This window comes from Chryseobacterium hilariae (genome assembly GCF_051400735.1).
Taxonomy (GTDB): Bacteria; Bacteroidota; Bacteroidia; order Flavobacteriales; family Weeksellaceae; genus Chryseobacterium.
Genome location: NZ_JBLFFJ010000006.1, coordinates 281,005 through 304,905, shown reverse-complemented (window position 1 = coordinate 304,905; position 23,901 = coordinate 281,005). Strand labels below are relative to the sequence as shown.

24 protein-coding genes and 1 tRNA gene are annotated in these 23,901 nt (G+C 37.1%); 12 read left to right on the top strand and 13 right to left on the bottom strand.

What is annotated here, in order from left to right; translation table 11 throughout:
- Positions 1–43: 43 nt before the first annotated feature.
- Positions 44–679, bottom strand: coding sequence for a peroxiredoxin (locus ACMGDK_RS18005; protein ID WP_436809194.1), 636 nt, complete (start codon positions 677–679; stop codon positions 44–46).
- Positions 680–774: 95 nt separating this feature from the next.
- On the opposite strand from ACMGDK_RS18005, the gene ACMGDK_RS18000 reads away from it, so the two are divergent.
- Positions 775–1,659, top strand: coding sequence for a mechanosensitive ion channel family protein (locus tag ACMGDK_RS18000; RefSeq protein ID WP_436809193.1), 885 nt, complete (start codon positions 775–777; stop codon positions 1,657–1,659).
- 194 nt (positions 1,660–1,853) lie between these two features.
- On the opposite strand, the gene sucC is transcribed toward ACMGDK_RS18000, so the two are convergent.
- The 6 genes from sucC to ACMGDK_RS17970 all read right to left on the bottom strand — a co-directional run bounded on the left by sucC (position 1,854) and on the right by ACMGDK_RS17970 (position 7,412).
- Positions 1,854–3,044: an ADP-forming succinate--CoA ligase subunit beta gene (gene sucC, locus ACMGDK_RS17995; RefSeq protein WP_111955165.1), complete on the bottom strand. Its 1,191-nt coding sequence runs from the start codon at positions 3,042–3,044 to the stop codon at positions 1,854–1,856.
- Positions 3,045–3,175: 131 nt separating this feature from the next.
- The gene (locus ACMGDK_RS17990; protein WP_436809192.1) at positions 3,176–4,453 is read right to left on the bottom strand and encodes a chloride channel protein; all 1,278 of its coding nucleotides are present in this window, start codon (positions 4,451–4,453) and stop codon (positions 3,176–3,178) included.
- Complete coding sequence (locus ACMGDK_RS17985) at positions 4,453–4,839, bottom strand: DUF423 domain-containing protein (RefSeq protein ID WP_436809191.1); 387 nt, start codon at positions 4,837–4,839, stop codon at positions 4,453–4,455. Before ACMGDK_RS17985 ends, ACMGDK_RS17990 begins: the two co-directional genes overlap by 1 nt.
- Before the next feature lie 2 nt (positions 4,840–4,841).
- The gene (locus ACMGDK_RS17980) at positions 4,842–5,033 is read right to left on the bottom strand and encodes a hypothetical protein (protein WP_436809190.1); all 192 of its coding nucleotides are present in this window, start codon (positions 5,031–5,033) and stop codon (positions 4,842–4,844) included.
- Complete coding sequence (locus ACMGDK_RS17975; RefSeq protein WP_436809189.1) at positions 5,030–5,917, bottom strand: hypothetical protein; 888 nt, start codon at positions 5,915–5,917, stop codon at positions 5,030–5,032. Before ACMGDK_RS17975 ends, ACMGDK_RS17980 begins: the two co-directional genes overlap by 4 nt.
- 166 nt (positions 5,918–6,083) lie before the next feature.
- A complete protein-coding gene (locus ACMGDK_RS17970; RefSeq protein WP_436809188.1) occupies positions 6,084–7,412 on the bottom strand; it encodes a hydroxymethylglutaryl-CoA reductase, degradative in 1,329 nt (442 codons plus the stop codon).
- Between the two features lie 142 nt (positions 7,413–7,554).
- Between ACMGDK_RS17970 and ACMGDK_RS17965 the strand changes: the two genes are divergently transcribed.
- The 4 genes from ACMGDK_RS17965 (at position 7,555) to gap (ending at position 11,991) form a co-directional block, all read left to right on the top strand.
- Entirely contained in the window at positions 7,555–8,814 is a 1,260-nt protein-coding gene (locus tag ACMGDK_RS17965; RefSeq protein WP_426046402.1) for a putative DNA modification/repair radical SAM protein, read from the top strand.
- Positions 8,815–8,917: 103 nt separating this feature from the next.
- Positions 8,918–9,676 (top strand): TIGR03915 family putative DNA repair protein, encoded by a 759-nt coding sequence (locus ACMGDK_RS17960; protein ID WP_436809187.1) that lies wholly within the window; start codon positions 8,918–8,920, stop codon positions 9,674–9,676.
- 290 nt (positions 9,677–9,966) lie between these two features.
- Positions 9,967–10,953 (top strand): 6-phosphofructokinase, encoded by a 987-nt coding sequence (pfkA, locus tag ACMGDK_RS17955; RefSeq protein ID WP_436809186.1) that lies wholly within the window; start codon positions 9,967–9,969, stop codon positions 10,951–10,953.
- 30 nt (positions 10,954–10,983) lie between these two features.
- Positions 10,984–11,991, top strand: coding sequence for a type I glyceraldehyde-3-phosphate dehydrogenase (gene gap / locus ACMGDK_RS17950; protein WP_111955181.1), 1,008 nt, complete (start codon positions 10,984–10,986; stop codon positions 11,989–11,991).
- An 87-nt stretch (positions 11,992–12,078) separates the two neighbouring features.
- On the opposite strand, the gene ACMGDK_RS17945 is transcribed toward gap, so the two are convergent.
- On the bottom strand, positions 12,079–12,909 hold the full coding sequence (locus tag ACMGDK_RS17945; protein WP_436809185.1) for a hypothetical protein: 831 nt from the start codon (positions 12,907–12,909) through the stop codon (positions 12,079–12,081).
- Between the two features lie 430 nt (positions 12,910–13,339).
- On the opposite strand from ACMGDK_RS17945, the gene ACMGDK_RS17940 reads away from it, so the two are divergent.
- The 5 genes from ACMGDK_RS17940 to ACMGDK_RS17920 all read left to right on the top strand — a co-directional run bounded on the left by ACMGDK_RS17940 (position 13,340) and on the right by ACMGDK_RS17920 (position 19,395).
- Positions 13,340–14,113 carry a response regulator transcription factor gene (locus tag ACMGDK_RS17940; protein ID WP_436809184.1) on the top strand — a complete coding sequence of 258 codons (774 nt, stop codon included), beginning with the start codon at positions 13,340–13,342 and terminating at the stop codon, positions 14,111–14,113.
- A 74-nt stretch (positions 14,114–14,187) separates the two neighbouring features.
- A complete protein-coding gene (locus ACMGDK_RS17935) occupies positions 14,188–15,384 on the top strand; it encodes an oxygenase MpaB family protein (protein WP_436809183.1) in 1,197 nt (398 codons plus the stop codon).
- 203 nt (positions 15,385–15,587) lie between these two features.
- On the top strand, positions 15,588–16,595 hold the full coding sequence (gene recA, locus ACMGDK_RS17930; RefSeq protein WP_426046412.1) for a recombinase RecA: 1,008 nt from the start codon (positions 15,588–15,590) through the stop codon (positions 16,593–16,595).
- Between the two features lie 218 nt (positions 16,596–16,813).
- Positions 16,814–18,706 (top strand): molecular chaperone HtpG, encoded by a 1,893-nt coding sequence (gene htpG, locus ACMGDK_RS17925; protein WP_436809182.1) that lies wholly within the window; start codon positions 16,814–16,816, stop codon positions 18,704–18,706.
- Positions 18,707–19,011: 305 nt separating this feature from the next.
- Positions 19,012–19,395: a helix-turn-helix transcriptional regulator gene (locus ACMGDK_RS17920; protein ID WP_436809181.1), complete on the top strand. Its 384-nt coding sequence runs from the start codon at positions 19,012–19,014 to the stop codon at positions 19,393–19,395.
- Positions 19,396–19,559: 164 nt separating this feature from the next.
- Here ACMGDK_RS17920 and ACMGDK_RS17915 read toward each other — a convergent pair whose 3' ends face one another.
- Entirely contained in the window at positions 19,560–19,856 is a 297-nt protein-coding gene (locus tag ACMGDK_RS17915; RefSeq protein ID WP_436809180.1) for an MGMT family protein, read from the bottom strand.
- Positions 19,857–19,974: 118 nt separating this feature from the next.
- Between ACMGDK_RS17915 and ACMGDK_RS17910 the strand changes: the two genes are divergently transcribed.
- Complete coding sequence (locus tag ACMGDK_RS17910) at positions 19,975–20,121, top strand: hypothetical protein (protein WP_436809179.1); 147 nt, start codon at positions 19,975–19,977, stop codon at positions 20,119–20,121.
- Between the two features lie 229 nt (positions 20,122–20,350).
- Here ACMGDK_RS17910 and ACMGDK_RS17905 read toward each other — a convergent pair whose 3' ends face one another.
- From ACMGDK_RS17905 to ACMGDK_RS17890, 4 genes are all read right to left on the bottom strand, one after another.
- A complete protein-coding gene (locus tag ACMGDK_RS17905) occupies positions 20,351–21,325 on the bottom strand; it encodes a deoxyhypusine synthase family protein (RefSeq protein WP_306845031.1) in 975 nt (324 codons plus the stop codon).
- A gap of 178 nt (positions 21,326–21,503) precedes the next feature.
- Positions 21,504–21,884, bottom strand: coding sequence for a GreA/GreB family elongation factor (locus ACMGDK_RS17900; RefSeq protein ID WP_436809178.1), 381 nt, complete (start codon positions 21,882–21,884; stop codon positions 21,504–21,506).
- Positions 21,885–22,231: 347 nt separating this feature from the next.
- Positions 22,232–22,624, bottom strand: a complete 393-nt coding sequence (gene arfB, locus ACMGDK_RS17895) for an alternative ribosome rescue aminoacyl-tRNA hydrolase ArfB (protein WP_436809177.1) — start codon at positions 22,622–22,624, stop codon at positions 22,232–22,234.
- 73 nt (positions 22,625–22,697) lie between these two features.
- Positions 22,698–23,726, bottom strand: coding sequence for an AMP-binding protein (locus ACMGDK_RS17890; RefSeq protein WP_436809176.1), 1,029 nt, complete (start codon positions 23,724–23,726; stop codon positions 22,698–22,700).
- A 99-nt stretch (positions 23,727–23,825) separates the two neighbouring features.
- On the opposite strand from ACMGDK_RS17890, the gene ACMGDK_RS17885 reads away from it, so the two are divergent.
- Positions 23,826–23,896: transfer RNA gene (locus ACMGDK_RS17885), tRNA-Gln, on the top strand.
- Positions 23,897–23,901 lie beyond the last annotated feature (5 nt).

Genomic DNA, 23,901 nt, shown 5'->3' with positions numbered 1-23,901 from the left:
ATTTTCGTACAAATTAAAACTAAACTATAAAAAATCAAATAAATCATGTATTAGGCTGGGGCGTATATCTTAGATACGGCTTTATTTCTGTAACTCCTTTTGGAAATATCTTTCTGGCATCTTCTGTTGAAATAGCAGGCGGTACAATAACGTCATCCCCATTTTCCCAGTTGACAGGAGTGGCTACTTTGTGTGAATCAACCAGCTGAAGGGAATCAAGCACTCTGAGGATCTCATTAAAATTTCTACCTGTAGAAGCAGGATAAGTAATGATCAACCTTACTTTTTTATCAGGATCAATGATCAGTAAAGACCGTACGGTAGCTGTAGCTGAAGCGTTCGGATGAATGAAATCATAGAGCTCCGAAATCTGTCTGTCCTTATCTGCAATAATAGGAAACTGAACATCCGTATTCTGGGTTTCGTTAATATCTTTAATCCAGCTTTGATGGTCTTCTACTCCATCTACACTTAGTGCAATAACTTTTGTTTCTCTTTTATCAAATTCTGATTTCAGTTTTGATGTGTATCCCAGCTCTGTAGTGCATACCGGAGTATAATCTGCAGGATGTGAGAATAAAATTCCCCACGAATTCCCTAAGAATTCATGAAATTTAATATCGCCTAAAGACGTCTCGGCCTGAAAGTCCGGTGCTGTATCTCCTAGTTTAAGTGACATAATATTCTGCTTTATTAGTCTACAAATTTAGTAGACTTTTTGATACTGGCAAAATTTTTGTTGAAATTTATTTATATTTAACAAATTTTTTTTTCATGCAGAACAATGGATACAGCTACGTAGATGTTATTTACAGGGTTTTGGAGAGCTGGTATATGAGGTTTGCCGAGCTTACACCGAAACTTATCGTTGGAATTTTAGTATTTTCTTTTTTCCTTATCACCAGCAAATATCTTAGTTTAGGAGCTGTAAAGTTATTCCATAAATTTTTCCCTAAAAGCCAAAAAGAAGGCTCTCTTGTTACTTTAATCAGTATTTTCAGGTTTCTGATTATGCTGATGGGAACTTTTATAGCTTTGGAAATTATGGGCTTCAGTGGTTTCCTCTGGAAATTTATCGGAAGTTTGGGAGTAGCCGGGGTTATTGCCGGGGTGGCTTTGAAAGATCTGGTATCGAGTATTTTTTCAGGAATGCTGATCGGAATTGATAAAGCTTTTAAAGTGGGTGATTATATTACCATTGGAAATCATTCAGGAACTGTTCAGGAAATAGGATTTTTAACGACCAAGATTATTACTGATGACGGGAAGAAAGCTTACATTCCCAATCAGGTAATCTTCAACGCTCCTTTTTACAATATTACGGCATCACCACAGCGCAGGATTATTCTGAATTTTGAAATTCCGGCAGATGAAGATATTACAAAAGCTCAGAAAGGAATGCTGGATGTCATTAAAAGCCTGGATGGTGTAGACCGTCTGGATACTTCGGAAGTTATTTTCACCGATTTAAAACAGGGCAATTTTAACCTCCAGGCTAAATTCTGGATGAAAATAGGTGCCAATATGCTTCAGGTGAAAAGTGAGGCCTACCTGAAGATCAAAGAACGTCTGGATACTGATAATATACAGCTGGTAACGCCTACGAGCATCAGTATTACCAATGGAGAATCTCTTCCTGCAGAAAATCAGGATAAATAATATAAGCAGCTTCTTTAAGCGGTATTATGTTTTGAATTATTTTTTTACCATCTAATAGGTGGCTGTTTTTAAATCTCGTTTCAAAAGAATCATTTTCAGTTGACACAAAATATTTGTGACTTTGCGGTTAAAAAGAAATAAAAACCCGTTCCAAAAATTGGAACGGGTTTCTGTATTATTTTAAAAGTTCTGGCTTATGCTAAAACTTCTTTTACTTTGTTTGCAGCTTCTTCTAAAGTAATTGCTGAGTGTACAGGAAGACCTGAATCATCAATTAATTTTTTAGCTTCTACAGCGTTAGTTCCCTGTAATCTTACGATCAATGGAACTGGAAGGCTTCCCATAGCTCTGTAAGCATCTACAACACCCTGAGCCACTCTGTCGCATCTTACGATACCTCCAAAGATGTTGATCAGGATAGCTTTTACATTAGGATCTCTCAGGATAATTCCGAAAGCAGTCTGAACTCTTTGAGCATCAGCAGTACCTCCTACGTCCAAGAAGTTTGCAGGGTTACCACCTGATAATTTGATGATATCCATCGTTGCCATTGCAAGACCAGCTCCGTTTACCATACAAGCAACGTTACCGTCAAGTTTCACGAAGTTAAGACCAGCTTCACCCGCTTCAACATCCATTGGATCTTCTTCTCTTGTATCTCTTAGTTCAGCTAAGTCTTTGTGACGGAACAATGAGTTGTCATCCAAAGTTACTTTAGCATCAACAGCGATAATTTTGTTATCAGAAGTTTTCAGCACAGGGTTGATTTCAAAAAGAGAAGCATCAATTCCAGTGTAAGCATTGTAAAGAGATGCAATGAATTTTGTGAATTCTTTGAATGCATTTCCTTCAAGACCTAGGTTGAAAGCGATTTTTCTAGCCTGGAATCCCTGAAGACCCAAAGCAGGATCAATGATTTCTTTGTGGATCAAATGAGGAGTCACTTCTGCAACGTGCTCAATATCCATCCCTCCTTCAGTAGAATATACGATTGTATTTTTACCTTCAGCTCTGTCTAAAAGAATAGAAACATAAAATTCTTTAGTTTCAGATTCTCCAGGATAATAAACGTCTTCTGCAACCAAAACAGAGTGTACTTTTTTACCTTCAGCAGAAGTTTGTGGAGTTACCAACTGCATTCCGATGATGTTCTGTGCATTTTCTTTAAGCTTATCCATGTTTGGAGAGAACTTAACACCACCACCTTTACCACGACCACCTGCGTGAATCTGTGCTTTTACTACCCAAGCCTGAGCTCCGGTTTCAGCAGTAAGCTTTTCTGCAGCTGCTACAGCTTCGTCTACATTATTCGCTACGAAACCGCGTTGGATAGCTACTCCATACTTTGATAAAATCTCTTTTGATTGATACTCGTGAAGATTCATATTATTTTTATTATTTTATTATAAAATTTAAAGGTTGACAAATTTACTAAAAAGACATGGAAGTTCAAGTTTATTGACTTAAAAATTAAAGTGCAGTGAACTTGATTTTTAACATGTTTACGAAATTTACTCTATTCTTCGGATAATTTTTCAGACTGCGAACCGATGAAGGGTATCTTTGGAGCCAGGAAATATCCTGTTAAGCTGGCAAAAAGTATCGGAACGAAATAGGTAAAGCCGGTTAAGGTTCCCAGAATAATCGTGGTACTCATTGGTGTTCTTGTCACACAGGCATTAATCGCCGCCATACAGCTTACAATGGCTAAAGTAGTATCAACCGAAGGAAACAGCTGGTGAATAATCAGCCCTAAAGTGGTGCCTACAAAAAACAGCGGGATAATGAAACCTCCTCTCCATCCTGAAGTCACCGTAACCGCAATAGCTATGATTTTAAAAACCAGGATCACAACTAAAAAGTTCAACGCGAAATTCCCGTTGATCAGCTCGTTAATCTCATGATGACCAAAGTATCTTGTAATCGGAAAATTATAGGCAATAACTCCTAAAATAATTCCTCCAACCAAAGTTTTTATATAGATGGGAAACTGTCTGTATTCGAAAACCTTTTTGAAGAATTTTACAACGAAAATAAAGATCCATCCGAAAATAGTGGCTACTACTCCAAATAAAAAAGCGTAGATGAAATCATATACACCTGAATAATGATAAGCTTTCAGATCCCACGTTGCACCTATTCCCAAATGAATGATCAAAGCAAACATCACGTAACTGAAACAGCTCGCCACCAAAGCCGGAATAATGGCTTTATAATACTCTACCGCATGCTTGTGATGCAGGATTTCCAGTGAAAAAAGGCTTCCTCCAAGCGGTGCTCCAAACAGAGCCGTAAAACCTGAAGCCATTCCGGCAATGCTAAGGGAACGCAGCTCCTCTCCTTTCAGTCTAAAGATTTTTCCCAGCCAGGTTCCGGTAGATCCTGTGACCTGAACCAAAGGTGCTTCAGGACCGAGACTTCCGCCAGATGCTACACAAAACAGGGACGAAAGGATCATGGAAGGATTGTTTTTTGGCTCTAATTTTCCTTTATTAAACCTGATATTATTAACGATCAGATGGATTTCTCCCGGATCTCCGATGAAATGGATCACAAGTCCTGCCAGCAAACCGCACACAGCCATGGTAGGAATAACCATCCAGCCTTGAAATTCAGCTAGAAATTCAGTAAAATGTTCCAACACTATCCAGTAACCTCCTGCAATAGCTCCTCCCACAAGACCTGTGAAAGCCCACATGAAAAAAGTCCGGCTGAATACAAAAGGATTGAATCTTATGGGTTGATCCAGGAGATTCAATGTTTTTATTAACCGTCTTCTCCGATTGATTTTCATTAAATTCTGTTTTTAGCAAAGTAAAGAATAAGCATTCCCCAGCTCAGGATCATAAAAAGACCTCCCAGTGGAGTAATAGGTCCTAAAAACTTTAGGTTTGCTCCCAGATAATCCTGCAGGCTAAGGAAATAAATACTGAAAGAAAATAATATGGTTCCCACAATCATCAGAATGGAAGTCCATTTTTCAGACGAAGTTTCAAATTTTAAAATATATCCGATGATCAGTAAGAAAAATGCAGCATACATCTGGTATCTCACTCCTGTCTCAAAGCTCTCAAGTCTTTCCACAGACAATATTTTTTTTAAAGCATGTGCTCCGAAAGCGCCCAGAATAACAGACAGCATTCCATACGCAGCACCGAAAATTAAAGTAATTGTTTTCATTTTTATAATTCTTCTAATTCTAGATTTAAATATTTTTTTGTTTTGTAATCCTGCCAGGTTCCGATGATCTTGCTGCCTTTTTTATTGGCCTCAATAAAAGCCCTCGGAATCCATTTTTCCAATTCTTCATCGTAGTGATCATTCTCCGTGATGGAAATATGATCCCCGTTAATCTTTCCATTCCATTCTATCAATTTTTTATTTTTATCATACCAATACATGGCAGAAAAAGCATTTCTTCATTATCCGTGTAAAGATGTTTGATCAGAACCATAATGGGATATTTATCAATTTTTCCTTTCAACAGCTTATACTGGAAACTTGTTGCATCAGTTTTTTCAGAACCTGACAGAAGATTTTTTGCGTAAGGGCTCCAGTATTTCTCAAGATCTTTGTAAGGAATTTCAATGCTGTGACTTCCCAGATCATCCAATGCTCTCATTGCATGATTGGAACATCTTCCGGCAACAAAAGTCAATTGATCCTTTCCAAAATAGAATTCAATGTATTCCAGGGTATGCTCTAAAAAACAGTCTTCATACATTGCAATCTGCTCCTGAACTTCTTCTGTAGGATTTTTATCGGCTTTCAATTCTTTAAGAAAATCATCAACTCTTTTCCTGATTTTTTGATTGATTAAGTTTTCAATCGTTTTAACAGCGCCGGGCTGAAATAAATCAGGGCAATTGATAAAGTTTCCTGTTCTGAGATCAAAATTAATCCATTTGGAAAAACCTTCAGGATAAGCTCCCGAAGCCTCGCCATCTATACCAATACTTAAAATATTTTTAGGGGTTTCTAATTTTTCCCAACTGTAAAAATAGAGATAATTGGTATAGGAATTTGTCGCAGTGGCAGCCTTCTTAAATGGATCAGGACCGGAATTCGGTATATATTCCAGTTCATTGACCTGCAGAAAAGTATTGATTTTATTTTCTACCAAAGGATTTTCCGTGAAGGAAACCACCGGAAAAACAGTATCTTCAGATTTCGGCTGTAAATCGCCGATCTTTACATTTTTCTGCTGAGAAAAACTTAAACCAGAAATCAACAGGAAGAATACTATTTTCTTTCTCATTATTTTGAATGAATGTAGATTAAAATCAGTTTTGCCACCAACGTCGAGATTCCTAATATAATAAAGATATTAGAAAGCTTTTTAGAATTTCTGAAGCCCGGTGACGTCGTTTTCTTCAAAAAGATCCCGAAGATGATAAATACTATAGGTAGAATAATCTGCAGCATTATTGAGCTCTTAATCTGTTAAACTCGTGAATAACCTCATGATGGCTTACCGTTTTGTCTTTAAAATAGTTTACAAAATGCTGTTTTTCCTCTTCTGTAGCGCCCATTTGGTTTAGAATATTCAACAGGTGCATCTTCATGTGCCCTTTCTGGATACCGGTTGTCACTAAAGAACGGAGAGCGCCAAAATTCTGAGCAAGTCCGGAAACAGCCAGAATACTCATCAGCTCCTGTGCAGAAGGCTTTCCAAGTAATGCCAAGGAGAATTTTACTAATGGATGAAGATTGGTCAGACCTCCGACTACTCCTACAGAGATTGGAAGATCTATCCAGAATCTGAAAATTCCGTTGTCCGTTGTACAGTGCGTAAGAGATCTGTATTGCCCGTCTCTCGCTGCATAGGCATGAGCACAGGCCTCTGTTGCTCTAAAGTCGTTTCCTGTGGCAATTACTACAGCATCTACTCCATTCATCACGCCTTTATTGTGTGTAGTTGCACGAAAAGGCTCTATTTCAGCAATGGTAACGGCCTGTTTGAATTTTCTTGCAAATTCTTCATTGGAAATCCCACTGTCATCCTTTAAATCCTCAATTTTACACGAAACCTCAGCTCTTACGAGACAGTCCGGTGTAAAGTTGGAAAGAATATTCATCACGATCTGAAGCGAGTTTTTCTCTTCCTGTGTAAAATCTTCACTCGTTGCAATCTCCTGCTTCATTGTTTTTCCGAACTGCTCAAGACACGAATTGATAAAATTTGCACCCATGGAATCTACTGTGTCAAAGCTTGCTTTAAGCTGGTAGTAATCCGGCATTTCGGAGGTTTTATCAATTAATTTGATATCCAGAATTCCACCGCCTCGTTTTCTCATATTGGCGGTAATATCTTCTGTAGCTTCAAACAGTTTTTTCTTTAATTTGAAATTAAAGAAATGCAAAAGCTTATGAGATTCCACATTGAAGATAAAGTGGGTATGTCCTAATTTTTCGTTGTTGATGATGGTTGTTTTAAAACCACCTTTATCAATCCAGAATTTCGCGGCTTTTGAAGCAGCTGCCACCACTGAACTTTCTTCAACAGCCATTGGAAGGGCGAATAATTTCCCGTCAATTAAGAAATTTGGGGCAATTCCGTAAGGCATATAGAAATTGGAGATTGTATTTTCAGAAAACTCTTCATGAAGTTTCTGAAGATCAGCATTTTCGTTCCAGTATTGTTTTAATATATTTTGATATTCTTCGTTTCCTTCAAGGTATTCGCTGACAAGCCAATCGATTTTCCCTTGCTTTGTAAGTTTAGAGAAACCTTCTACCGGTTTATGATTCATAGCATAAATTTAATAAGTGTAAAGATAGTAATTTTGAAAGTTTCCATTGTTGATAACTTCCAGAGAAAAAGATTGACATTTATCAATTTTGGAACTACTTTTGAACAAAGTTTAGATACAAATTATAACACCCTTCTGAAAAATGAATTTTGAACGCCTGAAAGAAAAGCTCGAAATCCTTGCGGATGCAGCGAAATATGACGTTTCCTGCTCATCCAGCGGAGGAACGCGAAAGAATAAAAAAGGCGCTTTGGGCGACAGTTCCGTAAGCGGGATCTGTCATACCTATACAGAAGACGGACGATGTGTTTCCCTGCTCAAAATCCTGCTGACCAACCATTGCATTTACGATTGTGCCTACTGCGTATCCAGAAGCTCCAATGATATTAAAAGAGCGGCCTTCACGGTAGAAGAGGTAACAGATCTGACCATTAATTTTTACCGCAGAAATTATATTGAAGGGTTATTTCTCAGTTCCGGAATTTTTAAAAATGCAGATACCACGATGGAACGTCTGGTAAGGGTGGCAAAAAAATTACGTTTAGAAGAAAATTTTAACGGTTATATTCATTTGAAATCTATTCCGGGAGCAAGTGATGAGCTGATGCAGGAAGCGGCTCTTTATGCAGACAGGTTATCCATTAACCTTGAAATTCCTACAGAAAGCGGGTTAAAATTATTGGCTCCGGAAAAAAACCGACAGGATATGCTCAATCCTATGAAATATATTCAGAACGGGATTGCCCAATATAAGGATGAAAAGAAGATTTTCAGAAAAGTCCCGAAATTTGCTCCGGCAGGACAATCCACGCAAATGATCGTGGGAGCAACCAATGAAAATGATCTGCAGATCATCAAAGTTGCCGATCATTTTTATAAGAATTTTAATCTTAAAAGAGTTTATTATTCCGGATATGTTCCTGTTTTGGAGGATAAAAGGTTGCCTTCTCTGACTACAGAAGTTCCGATGCTTCGTGAAAACCGTTTGTATCAATCGGATTGGCTGATGCGTTTTTATGGTTTTAAAGCGGAAGAGATTCTGGATCCGAATATGCCGTTTTTAGATCTTGAAGTGGATCCTAAACTGAGCTGGGCCTTGAGACATTTGCATCAATTCCCTGTTAACTTACAGACTGCGGATTATCAGATGATTTTAAGAATTCCGGGAATTGGGGTGAAAACTGCTCAGAAAATTGTGAGTGCAAGACGTTTTCAGGTTTTAAATATGGATCATCTGAAAAAACTGGGAGCTGCAGTCAACAGGGCAAAATATTTCATTGACTTTAACGCTGGAAATGCTTATCTTAAATATTTAACGGATAAAAATTTCAGGAAGCTGCTTGTGGGTGGAAGCTCTTCCAAGTTTCATAACCAATTTTCGCAGCAGCTTAGTTTGTTTTAGAGGGATTGAAAAATTTAAGAATTAAAAGATTGAAAGATTTAAAAATAGGCATTGGAAGCCATCAGCGCCGTTATTTTATCTCATAAGCACATAATCGCATCACATGACCACACTCCTTTACGACGGCAGTTTCGACGGACTTTTCACCGCAGTATTTGAAGTTTTCGAGTACCGATATAAAGATGTGGAAATAGTGAGTAAGGAGAGGTTTCATCAGGAAAATATCTTTGCTGAAATCCATGAAGTCATTACTCAAAATGATAAAGCTGAACGGGTTTTAAACAAACTGGAACAAAATATCGGACAGTCAGGAATACATGAATTATTAAAAGTTTATTTATCAGAAGATCCTGAATCGGAACATCTTATTTTATCGGCTGTAAAACAGTCTGTAAAACATCCTGATGAAAATATTCTGCAAAATTATGCTGACAGTGATATTCTAAAAATCTCAAAAATCTGCAAATCCGTAAGCCGGGAAAGGCACAGAATGACTGCTTTTGTGAGATTTGAGAAAATGCATGATAGTGTTTTCTTTGCGAAAATAGATCCTGATTTTGATGTTCTTCCGCTTATCCGTAAACATTTTAAAGACCGGTATCAGGACCAAAAGTGGATGATCTATGATCTGAGAAGGAATTATGGAATTTTATATGATCTGGAAACCTGTGATTTCTTTTATCCGGAAGAAAAACTGGATCTGCATCAGTACCATCAGAAGTTTCATGATGATGAAAACAATTATCAAAAGCTGTGGCAAAGGTACTTTACAAAGACCAATATTGTGGAAAGGAAGAATCTAAAACTGCACGTTCAGCATGTTCCAAAAAGATATTGGAAGTATCTTACGGAAAAGCGGTGATGTGATGACAAATTCCGATCCAATGCAAACGTTTGTACAAATTGTGTAAAAGTTATTTTTTTTAATCGAAGGATCTCATCCGGCACATCACACATACTTTCAATCTTTTCGATAAAAATATTTCACTTCGTATAGCATTAATATAATTCTTCAGAAACAAAAACAGCAGGGTATTTTTTTAAGCCTTCAAATTTTAGGAGCTTTTAATTATTTATATTCAAAACTCTTATAAACTTACTGCCATTATCTGAACTTGTTTTTGTAAATTTGTGTTCGAAATTTTTTACTAGATGAAAGAAAGTGCTGTAAAAAAAATTGCAGTTCTTACTTCAGGAGGTGACTCTCCGGGTATGAATGCAGCATTAAGAGCGGTCGTTAGAACTGCAAACTATTATAATATCGAATGCTACGGAGTAAGGGAAGGCTATAACGGACTCATCCATGATGATTTCCTGAAAATGGGCCCCCGTTCTGTAAAAAATATAATCAACCAGGGCGGAACGATTCTTAAATCTGCCAGATCTGTAGAATTCAGAACTCCTGAAGGACGTCAGAAAGCTTACGACAACTGTGTGAAACACGGTGTGGATGCATTGGTATGCATTGGAGGTGACGGAACTTTCACCGGAGCAAAAATCTTCAATGAAGAGTTCGGGATTAGGGTAATCGGTGTACCGGGAACTATTGATAATGATATTTTCGGAACAGATAACACCATCGGCTACGATACGGCATTAAATACCGCTATGGAAGCTATTGACAAGATCCGTGATACGGCAACCTCCCACAACAGAGTTTTCTTTGTAGAGGTAATGGGCCGTGATGCAGGTTTCATCGCTCTAAATAGCGGACTGGCTACCGGTGCTCTGGACATTCTTATTCCTGAGAAGAAAGACAGCATGGAAGATCTTTTCGCCAATTTCAGAAAAGCTGAAAAAACAGGAAAAGCATCAAGCATTGTTGTAGTGGCTGAAGGTGAAAAGCTGGGAAGCATCTATGATCTTGCCGATCAAACCAAAAAAGAATTCCCTGATTATGATATCCGCGTAACGATCTTAGGACATATCCAGAGAGGCGGTTCTCCAAGCTGTGCAGACCGGGTTCTGGCAAGCAGACTGGGCTATGGCGCCGTAGTGGGACTCATGGAAGGAAAAACAAATGTAATGGCCGGAATGCGTTCCAATGATATGGTGTACACACCGATCGAAGAAGCCATTAAAAAACATAATGAAATCAATAAAGATCTTTTACTGATTTCTGAAATTTTAGCAATCTAATTATTTTTTTATAATCTAAAACAAACTATTATGTCAACAATCAAAGTAGGTATCAACGGTTTTGGTAGAATTGGACGTCTTGTTTTCAGAGCAATGACTGAAAGAGATAACATTGAAGTAGTAGGAATCAATGACCTAATCAACGCAGAATACATGGCTTACATGTTAAAATATGATTCTGTACACGGTATCTTCCCGGGAGAAGTTTCTGTAGAAGGAAATGACCTTGTGGTAAACGGAAAAAGAATCAGAGTAACTGCTGAGAAAGATCCTAACAACCTAAAATGGAATGAGATCGGTGCAGACTATATCGTAGAATCTACAGGTCTTTTCTTATCTAAAGATTCTGCTCAGGCTCACATCAATGCCGGTGCTAAAAAAGTAATCCTTTCTGCTCCATCTAAAGACGACACGCCAATGTTCGTAATGGGTGTGAACCACAAAGAACTTACTGACGATATCAAAATTTTATCTAATGCATCTTGTACAACCAACTGTTTAGCTCCTTTAGCTAAAGTAATCCACGATAATTTCGGGATCGTTGAAGGTCTTATGACTACTGTACATGCTACAACAGCAACTCAGAAAACAGTTGACGGTCCTTCTATGAAAGACTGGAGAGGTGGTAGAGCTGCTCTTAACAACATTATCCCTTCTTCTACAGGTGCTGCTAAAGCGGTAGGAAAAGTAATTCCTTCATTAAACGGAAAATTAACAGGTATGTCTTTCAGAGTACCAACTGTTGACGTTTCTGTAGTAGATTTAACAGTGAGAATTGAAAAGGCTGCTTCTTATGAAGAAATCTGTTCAGTAATTAAAGCTGCTTCTGAAGGTGAATTGAAAGGAATCTTAGGATACACTGAAGATGCAGTAGTTTCTCAGGACTTCGTAGGAGATAAGAGAACTTCTATCTTCGACAAAGATGCCGGTATCATGCTTTCTCCAAACTTTGTAAAACTTGTTTCTTGGTATGACAACGAAATGGGTTACTCAAACAAGTTGGTAGATATGCTTGTACACGCTGCTTCTTTATCATAAATAATGAGCAACTAGCAATAAATAATGAAAACCTTCCCAATGGGAAGGTTTTTTTGTTGCAGAAAAGATCATTAATTTTCTATATTTTCATTTTCCGAGATTACTTACAGAGCTTCCCGTGTTATCATTCTGACCGCTGAAAGCAACATTGATACCCAGCCCAAGCCAGCCTTTTCCATTGTATTTCCAATCATAATTATTCTGATCGTTTCTGCTGATATGATCAAATCCGTAGGTAAAACCAACATTGATTGACTGATTAATATGAATTAGCAAACCTGTATTAATTGAAAACGCACTTATATTTGTACTCTCAGCAGTCTTACTGTTTGACTCATCAAGCTTAATACTGGCTAAACCGAATCCTAAAATAGGTTCCAGACCAAACCCATTTTTAATCTTCCTGTTCATTCTAAATTTCGCTCCTAAATTCGCTCCAAGGTTTACATTAGCGTCAAATGAAAATTCACTAAGCCTTAACTTAAATGGAACAGTAAAAACTCCAACCCGCCAATCTACCATATTGTATACAGGTTTTGTATAATCTTTGAAGTCTGTTAACGGTAAAGAATAGACTGTTTTGTCATCTCTTTCTTTATTGGCAGATATAGAAACTTTAAAGTTTTTATTAATTTTACTCTCTAAATCAGCTACACTCCCTGAAAAATTACCAAAAACAAAATACACCCTGTCATTTTTAATATTCTGAACGTGAACATTAAATAGGGAACCCTCAATTTCATTTTTAATTTCGCTTAAGGAAGAACCATCCTTGATAGCCGTTTCATTTTTAAAATCTTTTAAACTTTCAGTTATCGGATAATTAAAATAGTAATTCCCGTCTGTCCGAATATCATTCTCCTGACCAAAGGCTATTCCTGTCCAAAGTAGGAACAGCAGTAATAAATATGTTTTCATGGCTATTAGTTTTCTACAAAGTTTGGAATTCCATGAATACAAGTAAATTACCCGTTCGGGTGATTTTGAATATCAAAAAGAGCAATGTTTGACGGAATATATTACAAAAGAAAAACCTCTCCAGCAAAGAGAGGCTAATAGTTTATCATTTTCAAACAACTAAAAAGAAAAGAGTAAACTGTTTTTATAACATTCATTAATTAACTTCGAATAAACCGTGTAAAAATTCAATGCTCCGAGACTTACTATTTTCCTAATTAAAATAAATTATGGAAAAAAATAAATAATAAAACAAAACGGAACAAAAAAAATTGAGTCGCCATGGTTATTAGCTGGTACAAAGTTTAGCATTTTATCAGTGTAAAAAAATCCCCCTTTTGTGGTATTTTGTAAATATTTTAGTTTTATTTTAGCTAAAACTAATTCATTCATGGACAACTCAGAAAAAAAACATCCTCTCATTGAAGTCTGGAACACATACCCGGGCGTAAGGAGAGACAGAAAGATCCTGGACAAGCCACCCATAGAGCGCATCATTGGCGAAATGTTTTCTATAGGAGAATTTTATTATTATGCCCTGAATCTTACAAACAGTACGCTTTCACACCATCATGAAAACATTCTGAAGCTCCACGGTCTTCCATCATATCCAGAAAATTTAAAAGATGTCATTGATCTTACTCATCCTGATGATATAGAATTTGTGATTAAAGCCGAACATGTCCTTATTAAGAAAATAACAGAGATCGGCCTGGAACATCAGCTTTACATTAAGGGCAGCTATTGTTTCAGAATGAAAACAGCAGAAGGAAATTATGAGCTCTTCCACCATCAGTCTATTATCACCATGGAAGATGAAACCGGAACTCCTGTCCAGGCGATAAACATCCATACCAACATTCATCATATCACAAAAGAAAATCCTTATACCGTTCTGGTTTCCGGGATAGGTCCCAGAAATGACTTTCACCAGGTAAAGCTGGACGCCTTTTCAAAGCCGGAAAATTTTTCTGAACATTTAACGAAAAGGGAAATGGAAATTCTTGCCCTAATCACCAAAGGATATTCCGGACCGGAGATAGCCCAGGCACTGATTCTGTCTGAACATACAGTTCGTACACACAGAAAAAATATTTTACGGAAAACAGATTCCAGAAACAGCAAGGAACTTGTAAAAAAGGCTTTTGAAAGAGGGCTTATCTGACATCTTAAACATTCGGGAAAGACTGATAAATCTCACTACTGAATTTCGGTGCAAAACTTGTATTTTTATACGAAATGGACATACCGATTATACAACCGCGCTTTAAAGATTCTTCCCATTTCAAAAATTTTTGGGGGAAAGGCAACGGGAAGCAGCTTATTGATTTTTCCGGAGCGGAAGTGAGCTTTAAAGATTTTGACAAGTTTTCATCCTATTTTTATCATGTGGATACAGTAGGTGATGAAGTTGTCCGGAATGTTTACCTTACTAAAAAATTTCATGAAGCATCTAGAGAAATTGAAGGCTATATACGAAATGGCATCTCTGAAACAGATGATGTTCCTGAAAGTGTAAAAAAACTCTTCACCCAAACCCAACAGATTCCTGAATGGCTTGATTACAACCTGTTGAAAAGCGGCGCAGAACTCTGCATGCGAAGCAACCTGGACTCGCTGATTTCATTAAGGGATTACTGCCTGATGGGTGGTTATGACTATGCCTACCTCAACAAGCCTCTTACCGCTACAGAAGCATTAAAAAAGGGCGCTGTAAAACGTCTTTCAGAAACCCTGGATTTTTGGGTAAATGTCACACGCTACGATGCATTGGAACTGCATGCAAAAGGCTACGAATTTGCCATAAAAACCCGCCTCATCCACTCTTACGCCAGACTTTCCATTAAAAAATATTACAAAGAATGGGATACTGAAAACTGGGGCGAGCCCATTAATTCGTGGGATATGATGGCTACTTATATAGGATTTAGCCTTGTTTTTCTTCATAGTCTTCAAAAATTAGGAAATACTTTTTCTGTTGAAGAGGAAAAAGGAATTTTCCATCTCTGGAAATATGTCGGATATCTATTGGGAATTCCTGAACACCTTCTTCCGGACAGCAAAAAGCAGGCAACGGAATATTTCTACCTGTGGACTTCTGTACAGCCGCCATCAGATAAAGATTCTATTCTGCTCGCTCATTCTTTATTGAATGAATCTCTGGAAAACCCGATCTTAAAATTCAAATTTCAAAGGAAAAACCTGAGATACCTGCATATTTGCTGCACATGGTTTCTACTGGATGATGAGGTATGTAAAAGACTGCAGATCCCTGAGGTTTCCAACCGGAAAATGTTTCCTAAAACCAAAATGATCATCAACAAAATTTATGATAACCTGGTAAGCCGGGACACAAGAATAAAAAAAGGAAATAAAGATCAGACGAAAGTGCTGGAAGACTATCTTAGAGTTACTAAAAATTCAAATTTTCATTAGAAGAATCCTGAACAGCAAATACATTAAGCGGAAAAAAAATATTTTTATGTTTTGAATCATAAAACTCTGCATTCCATTCGTAATGAATAACATCAGTCTCAAAATATTATTATTTTTTAACGTTAAAAACAGTTTTTCACATTAAATAATATTAGTTTTTGACGTTAAAATTCCGTAATTTTGAGCAATTATTTTAACAACAGATGAGCAACATAGACGATAAGAAAAAAGCACTTGCATTAGTGCTTGACAAGCTAGATAAAACATACGGAAAAGGAACTGTAATGACCTTAGGTGACAGTACGATTGATACTACCATTGAAGTTATTCCTTCCGGATCTTTGGGATTAGACATCGCTCTTGGAGTAGGTGGATATCCAAGAGGAAGAATCATTGAGATCTACGGACCTGAATCTTCCGGTAAAACAACTTTAACGCTTCATGCTATTGCAGAAGCTCAAAAAGCTGGCGGAATTGCAGCATTTATTGATGCAGAGCACGCTTTTGACAGAGGTTACGCAGGAAAACTGGGAATTGATCTTGAAAACTTAATCATTTCTCAGCCGGACAACGGTGAGCAGGCTCTGGAAATTGCTGATAACCTGATCCGTTCGGGGGCGATTGACATCGTAGTTATTGACTCCGTTGCAGCCCTTACTCCAAAAGCGGAAATTGAAGGGGAAATGGGAGATTCAAAAATGGGTCTTCACGCAAGATTGATGTCTCAGGCATTGAGAAAACTTACTGCTACCATTTCAAGAACGAAATGTACCGTAATTTTCATCAACCAGCTGAGAGAAAAAATTGGTGTGATGTTTGGAAATCCTGAAACAACAACCGGTGGTAATGCATTGAAATTCTACGCTTCTGTAAGAGTAGATATCAGAAAAGCAAGTGCACCTATTAAAAATGGTGATGAAGCTATCGGAAGCCGTGTGAAAGTGAAGATCGTGAAAAATAAAGTAGCACCTCCTTTCAAACAAGCTGAATTCGATATTATGTACGGTGAAGGAGTCTCTAAAACAGGAGAAATTCTTGATCAGGCTGTAGAGCAGGGAATTGTAAAGAAAAGCGGTTCTTGGTTCAGCTATGAGGAAACTAAGTTGGGACAAGGTCGTGACGCTGTAAAAGATGTATTGAAAGACAACCCTGAGCTTGCTGAAGAATTGGAAAATAAAATTAAAGAAGAATTGAAAAATAAAGTGAAATAATCTTTTTTCAATATATAAATTTAAGACAGCTTTCAGGCTGTCTTTTTTTGTTTATAATGTCGGTTTTGGCTAAAGCCCACTCTATTGAATTTAATAAGATTGTTTGAATTTTGAATGTTTTAATCTTAATCACAATATTGGTTCTGTCATTCTGTCACATTCTTCTTCATGGTATTTTTTTTGAGACCTGTATAGAAAATTAAAAAACAAAAATTATTATGACTAAAGGAAATATTAATGTATCTGTGGAAAATATTTTCCCGCTTATTAAAAAATTTCTTTACAGTGACTACGAAATATTCCTGAGAGAGCTGATCTCCAATGCAACTGATGCCACTTTAAAATTAAAGCACCTGACAAGCATTGGGGAAGCAAAGGTTGAATACGGAAATCCGAAGATTGAAGTTAAAATTGATAAGGAACAGAAAACTTTACGTATTATCGACCAGGGAATTGGTATGACTGGTGAAGAGGTTGAAAAATACATCAACCAGGTTGCTTTTTCCGGTGCCGAAGAATTCCTTGAAAAATATAAGGATACTGCAAAAGACTCCGGAATCATCGGACATTTCGGCCTTGGTTTCTATTCTGCATTTATGGTGGCCGAAAAAGTAGAAATCCTTACAAAATCTTATAAAGAAGGTTCTGCTGTAAGATGGATCTGCGACGGAAGCCCGGAATTTACGCTTGAGGAAACATCTGACAAAACTGACAGAGGAACGGAAATCATTCTTCATATTGCAGAAGATTCTACGGAATTTTTAGAAGAAACTAAAATCCGTGAATTGTTGTCAAAATACAATAAATTCATGCCTGTTCCGATTAAATTCGGGACAAGAACGCACACCCTTCCATTACCGGAGGATGCCCCGGAAGATGCAGTGGCTGAAACCGAAGAAGTTGACAATATCATCAATAATCCAACACCGGCATGGACCATTGCACCGAGCGAGCTGACGAATGAAGATTATATGAAATTTTACCATGAACTGTATCCTATGCAGTTTGAGGAGCCTTTATTCAACATCCATCTGAACGTCGATTATCCTTTCAATCTTACAGGAATCTTATTTTTCCCGAAACTGAGCAACAATTTAAATATTGACAAGGATAAAATCCAATTGTATCAGAATCAGGTATTTGTAACGGACGAAGTAAAAGGTATTGTTCCGGATTTCCTTATGCTTCTTAGGGGAGTGATTGATTCTCCGGACATTCCATTGAATGTTTCCCGTTCATACCTTCAGGCTGATGGTGCAGTGAAGAAAATATCTTCCTACATCACTAAGAAGGTTGCTGATAAAATGTCTTCTTTGATCAACGAAAACCGTGAAGATTATGAGCAAAAATGGAATGACATTAAAATAGTGATCGAATACGGAATTATCACGGAAGATAAATTCGCAGAAAAGGCAGATAAATTCACATTATATCCTACCACAGACGGAAAATATTTCCTGTGGAATGAATTAATTGAAAAAATCCAGCCTGCCCATACGGATAAAGACGGCAATACAGTAATCCTTTATGCAACGAATGCTGATGAGCAGCACAGCTATATTCAGGCAGCTAATGATAAAGGTTATGATGTTTTGTTATTAGACTCACCAGTGATCTCCCACGTGATCCAAAAACTGGAAACTACAAAAGAAAAAATCTCATTCGCAAGAGTGGATGCAGACCACATTAATAACCTTATCAAAAAAGACGAACCGGTTATTTCCAAATTGAATGAAACTGAAAAGGAATCTTTAAAGAAAGACGTGGAAGAAGCTGTAAAAGATGCCAAATTCACGGTACAGCTTGAAGATCTTGACAGCAATGATGCTCCGTTTACGATCACGCAGCCGGAATTCATGAGAAGAATGAAGGAAATGCAGGCAACCGGAGGAGGCGGTATGTTTGGAATGGGAGGTTTTCCGGAGATGTATAATCTGGTAGTGAACTCGAACAGTGAACTCTCGAACCAGATTTTAAAGACAGAAAATCCTGAAGAAAAGGAAACCCTGATCAAATATGCTCTTGATCTGGCGAAACTTTCACAGAACCTGCTGAAAGGAAAAGACCTGACAGATTTTATCCAGAGAAGCTATAAGCAGCTGGAAAAATAATAAAACAGTACAGAATTGAATAAGGCTGTTCTCTTCATTGGGAACAGCTTTTTTCATGCTTTTGAATCTAAAAATCTGATTGTTATTGCAGATAAAGAGAATCCGATCTCGTTTAGTTAAAGACTAATGTTAAGCAAGGAGCATTATAATTTAAAAAAGAAAAATATTAACATACTGGTTGGATAGGTTTGATATTCTAAACTTTTCAAGCATTTTTGATTAAATTCTGCGGTTCACTGCATATTTTTTCCCTTTTTTATTGTACACATTGTGCTTTTTTTCCATTTTTGTATAAAATGTAGGATATGCAAAAAGAAAAATTACGCGTTATCAGAAAACAAAAAGGCTATACTCAGCAGCAGATAGCTGATATTATTGCGACTGATGTATCCAACTACAGCAGAAAGGAAAGTGGTGATGTTAATATTGTAAGGGATGAATGGGACAAAATTGCCCGTTTTTTGGATGTTTCGGTAGAAGATATTTATGAGGATGAGGAATCAAAAGTTGTGATCAATAATAATCATCCTGTATATAATGACCACTCCTCTTCATCATCAGGAACGATCACTCAGTTTCATAATATATCAGCTTCCATTATTCAGAATCTGCAGGATTATATTGCCCTGTTGAAAGAGGAAAATGAGAAATTAAAGGAAGAATTAAGGACACCGAAAAGCAGAAAATAAGGTTGTAGTTTAAAAACATACCCGTTTTTCCCGTATAAATTTTAAAGCTTTGAACACTTTGAGTATCAAGGCTTTTTTATTGATATTGATGAACCGGGAGTATTTAATAGCTGCGGATTAGACGCCTAAACTGTAAATATTTTAACTGCCCAATACATTTTATTCTAAATCTCCTCAAGTGGATTCCAGAACAGTTTTTTAAAATCTTTTATCCTCAAATTCTCAACGGTAATACCTTCTGCTTCCAGTCTTTTTTGAAATTCGGGAACAGATAATATGCCTGAGCTGGATATGACGCGGTGTGCCGGGACATCTTCCGGGCATTCTCCCATCGCCTTCCCTACATGACGGGAATGATTAGGATAACCTACCGCCTTAGCTATGGCACCATAAGAGGAAACCCTTCCTTTCGGGATAAGCCTTGTAATCTCGTAGATCTGTTGTTTAAAAATTTCGTCCATAGTATAGCGATCTTTTTTATCGTGTTGAAAGACAGGGTTTAATTAATCTTTAAACGCCTTTTTGCATCATTTTTGGATTCTAAGTCATTCGATGATGTCTGATTGTAAATATAAAGATATGAAAAAATCATTTTTCCGGCTGCTGAATGCAGTCAATAAAAAGTTGCTCCCAAAGTTGAGCAATAAAGATCCGAACCAGCTTAGTAAAATTGAGAAAGGAATTCTTGCCTACCGGTACTTTGTACTGGTAAACTCTCTTGACTGACCTCCAAGTACGTCATTGCGAGCGAAGCGAAGCAATTTCTGAATAATCTTAACTGCTAACTTTTTCTTAATGATTTATTTTGAAACATTAAAGTTAGATAAGACTTTAAGAATAAGTTTAAACTTCATTTTTAAGTGAGATTGCTTCGCTTCGCTCGCAATGACGGACGGGAAATAAAAAACGCTTCAAAGTGAATTGAAGCGTTGATATTTTTATAAGAAATTTATTCTTAAGAATTTTCTAGGATGTAAGAGAACATCAATGGTGCACAGATGGTAGCATCACTTTCAACGATGAATTTCGGTGTTGTGATATCCAGTTTACCCCAAGTGATTTTCTCATTCGGAACGGCTCCTGAATATGAACCGTAAGACGTTGTAGAATCTGAGATCTGGCAGAAATAAGACCAGAAAGGAATGTCATGCATCTCCATATCCTGATACAACATTGGTACTACACAGATCGGGAAATCTCCTGCGATACCTCCCCCAATCTGGAAGAATCCAACTCCTTTTCCAGCTGAATTTTTAGTATACCAGTCAGCAAGGTAGGTCATATACTCAATTCCTGATTTCATAGTGGTTGCGGTAAGCTCACCTTTAATACAGTAAGAAGCGAAGATGTTACCCATCGTAGAATCTTCCCATCCCGGAACTACGATTGGTAGGTTTTTCTCAGCTGCAGCAATCATCCATGAGTTTTCTCTTGGAATTTCATAATACTGCTCAAGGACTCCTGAAAGGATCATTTTGTACATGAATTCGTGTGGGAAATAACGCTCGCCTTTAGCTTCTGCATCTTTCCAGATCTCCACAATATGCTTTTGAAGTCTTCTGAAAGCTTCTTCTTCCGGAATACATGTATCTGTAACTCTGTTAAGTCCTCTTTCCAATAGATCCCACTCATCCTGTGCCGTTAAATCTCTGTAATGTGGAACTCTTTCGTAGTGAGAGTGTGCCACAAGATTCATCAAATCTTCTTCAAGGTTGGCTCCTGTACAAGAAATAAAATCAACTTTCCCCTGACGGATCATTTCTGCAAGGATTTTCCCCAATTCAGCAGTAGACATCGCTCCTGCTAAAGTGATCATCATTTTCCCGCCATCTTTAAGATGTGCAACATACCCCTTAGATGCATCTACCAATGCAGCCGCATTGAAGTGCAGGTAATATTTCTCTATAAATTCAGAAATCGGTTTGCTCATTTTTTTAATTTTTGCAAAGATAAAACTTAAAAACGGAATGCAACATGAGTACTTAGAGAATCTCTTGCCTGAACATTGTTTTTTAACAAATGATAAAAATAGTTTATCCGTAATCTCTTCATGAAAAAGTACAGCCTTGAAGCTGTACTTTCATCTAACAAATATAGATACACAGGAATTACCCGTGACAAGATTCTACGTTTAAAATCTCAATTTTTCTTTCACCGTCTTTAAAAGGCCAATTGATGATATCTCCTACTCTATACCCAACTGTCGCAAGCGCAATATCCGATAATATGGAATGCTTATTTTTCGCCGGCTTAGCTTTTGAAGAAGCTACGAAAATATATTCATGTTCAAAATTCTGAGTATGGTCTTTAATTGTCACTTTTCTGTTAACCGTCACGACATCGGCAGGAAGCTCTCTTCTCAATACCTGTTTAGCTTTTCTCAATTCTTCAGCAAGCCTTTTTTCTTCGGGCATGCTGACTTTTTTTCTTCTGAGCGTATCTTTTATAGCGTCATAAATTCCGGTAGTTACAATAATATGATTGGACATTTTTTATATTTTTAAAGTAATGGATGCAGTTATTCCCAGTGATCCAATGCAGGATTACACCTCTACTCAGTTTTTCTCCTGTAGAAAACTGCAAAAAATAATACGTGAAATTTATTGAAATACTTTCCCTGCCGTGGATCCTGACAGGGCTTAATTGATAAAGTCCTTAGAACTCTTCAGAAAAGAATCTGTATGTAAATATAACAGCGACAACAAAAGGCCATTAGAATGGCAGTCTGCTGATAAAAGAGTAAGTGCTGTCATAAATTAAACTGTTATTAATAATATTCTAAGATACTCAAAAATTTTGATGTGTGAAAAGAAAACTGCCTTTTCTGCCTTAATCCCTAAAACTTAAATTTCCTGTTCTCTTTCTTCTCGGAAATTTTCTTTTTGGTATCCAGGCGTTTCTGTTTTTGTCCTTTTGATGGTTTTGTTGCCAGTCTTTTCTTAGGAACAATTAAAGCTTTATTAACGAGTTCAATAATTTTTTCAATTGCTTTATTCTTGTTCATCAGCTGGGTTCTGCTTTCAGATACGGTCAGAAAAAGATATCCCTCTGCATTGATCCTGTTTTTCAGTTTAGTAAATATCAGTTCCTTCTGATTCTCAGAAAAAAATTCAGACCCGGCAACGAACCATAGAACGGTCACCGAAGTTTCCACCTTATTAACATTCTGCCCACCCGCTCCGCTGCTCCGGGAAGTTTTAAAGCTGAGTTCTTTTGAGAAGTCTTTCATGTTTTTTATTTTAAAGGTCTTGATTCAAGAGCCAGGAATCAGGAATTAAAGTACATCAAATAACGGGCAAAATTTATTGTCTTTCGGCTATTATTTTATTCAGTTCTATCCGGTTCACTTTTCCGTTTGGTGTTCGTGGAATGTTTTCAATGAAAATAATCTCTTTCGGTTTGTGAAAGCTTTTTTCAAAAGATATTCCAGTAATTTTTTTGATCAGATCATCCGCCCCTGATCCTTCTATCACCAATATCAGCTTTTGGCCAAGACTTTCATCTTTCAGACCTATAAAAACAGCTTCATTAGGAATTTCTTTTTTCACCAATGCTTCCAGTGTTTCAGGAAAAATTTTCGCTCCACCGGAATTAATGACATTGTCTATACGTCCCAGGAACTTAAACTGCTTTTCATTTTTAATTTCAACTAAATCATTAGTCTGTAATACTTCAGCATTAACATTTGGAGCAAAGATTTTCAGACAGCCTCTTTCATCCAGGTTGACAGATACGGTTTCGAAAGCCGTAAAGTAATCTTCCGGTTCCGGCATAAGCTGCTTTAAAGCAATATGGGAAAGTGTTTCAGACATTCCATAGGTTTCAAAAATACGGATACTTTCTAATCTTTTATTTTGAGCTATATTTCTTTTTAATGACTCAGAAACAGCTGCTCCCCCAATGATCAGATTTTTGATCCAATGGAGTTTATCCAGCGAATTCTCTACCTGAAGTGGAGTCATTGCACAGAAATCAATTTCTTCATTTAAATATTCAAGTGGTTTTAGAGATGGTTCGGTGACAATCAGCCTTAATTTTCTCACAATAGAACGGACTACCATCATTTTACCGGAAATATATTCAACCGGAAGACACAACAACGCCTTATCACCTTCTTTCAAGCCTAAAAAATTGCAAGTCATCACAGCAGAATTGACCATTTTATTTTTTTCGATTTCAAAAACTTTTGATGTTCCTGTAGAACCTGAAGTCTGAACTTTTACAGTAGATCCATCAGAAAACCATTCTTCTAAAAAGATTTTAGTTTTATGTTCGAAATCTGTTTGAAAGGATAAATTATTAATATTGAGATTATTGAAGTCTATCAGCATAATTGGGGTACATAAAAAGTCTTGTAAATGTAAAAAAAACTTTAAAAAATTCTTGTATCTAAACAAAAAAGCTGTAAATTTGCCTCACCAAAATAAAACAGACCTATAGTGTAACGGTAGCACTCCGGTTTTTGGTACCGTCAGTCGGGGTTCGAATCCCTGTGGGTCTACAAAC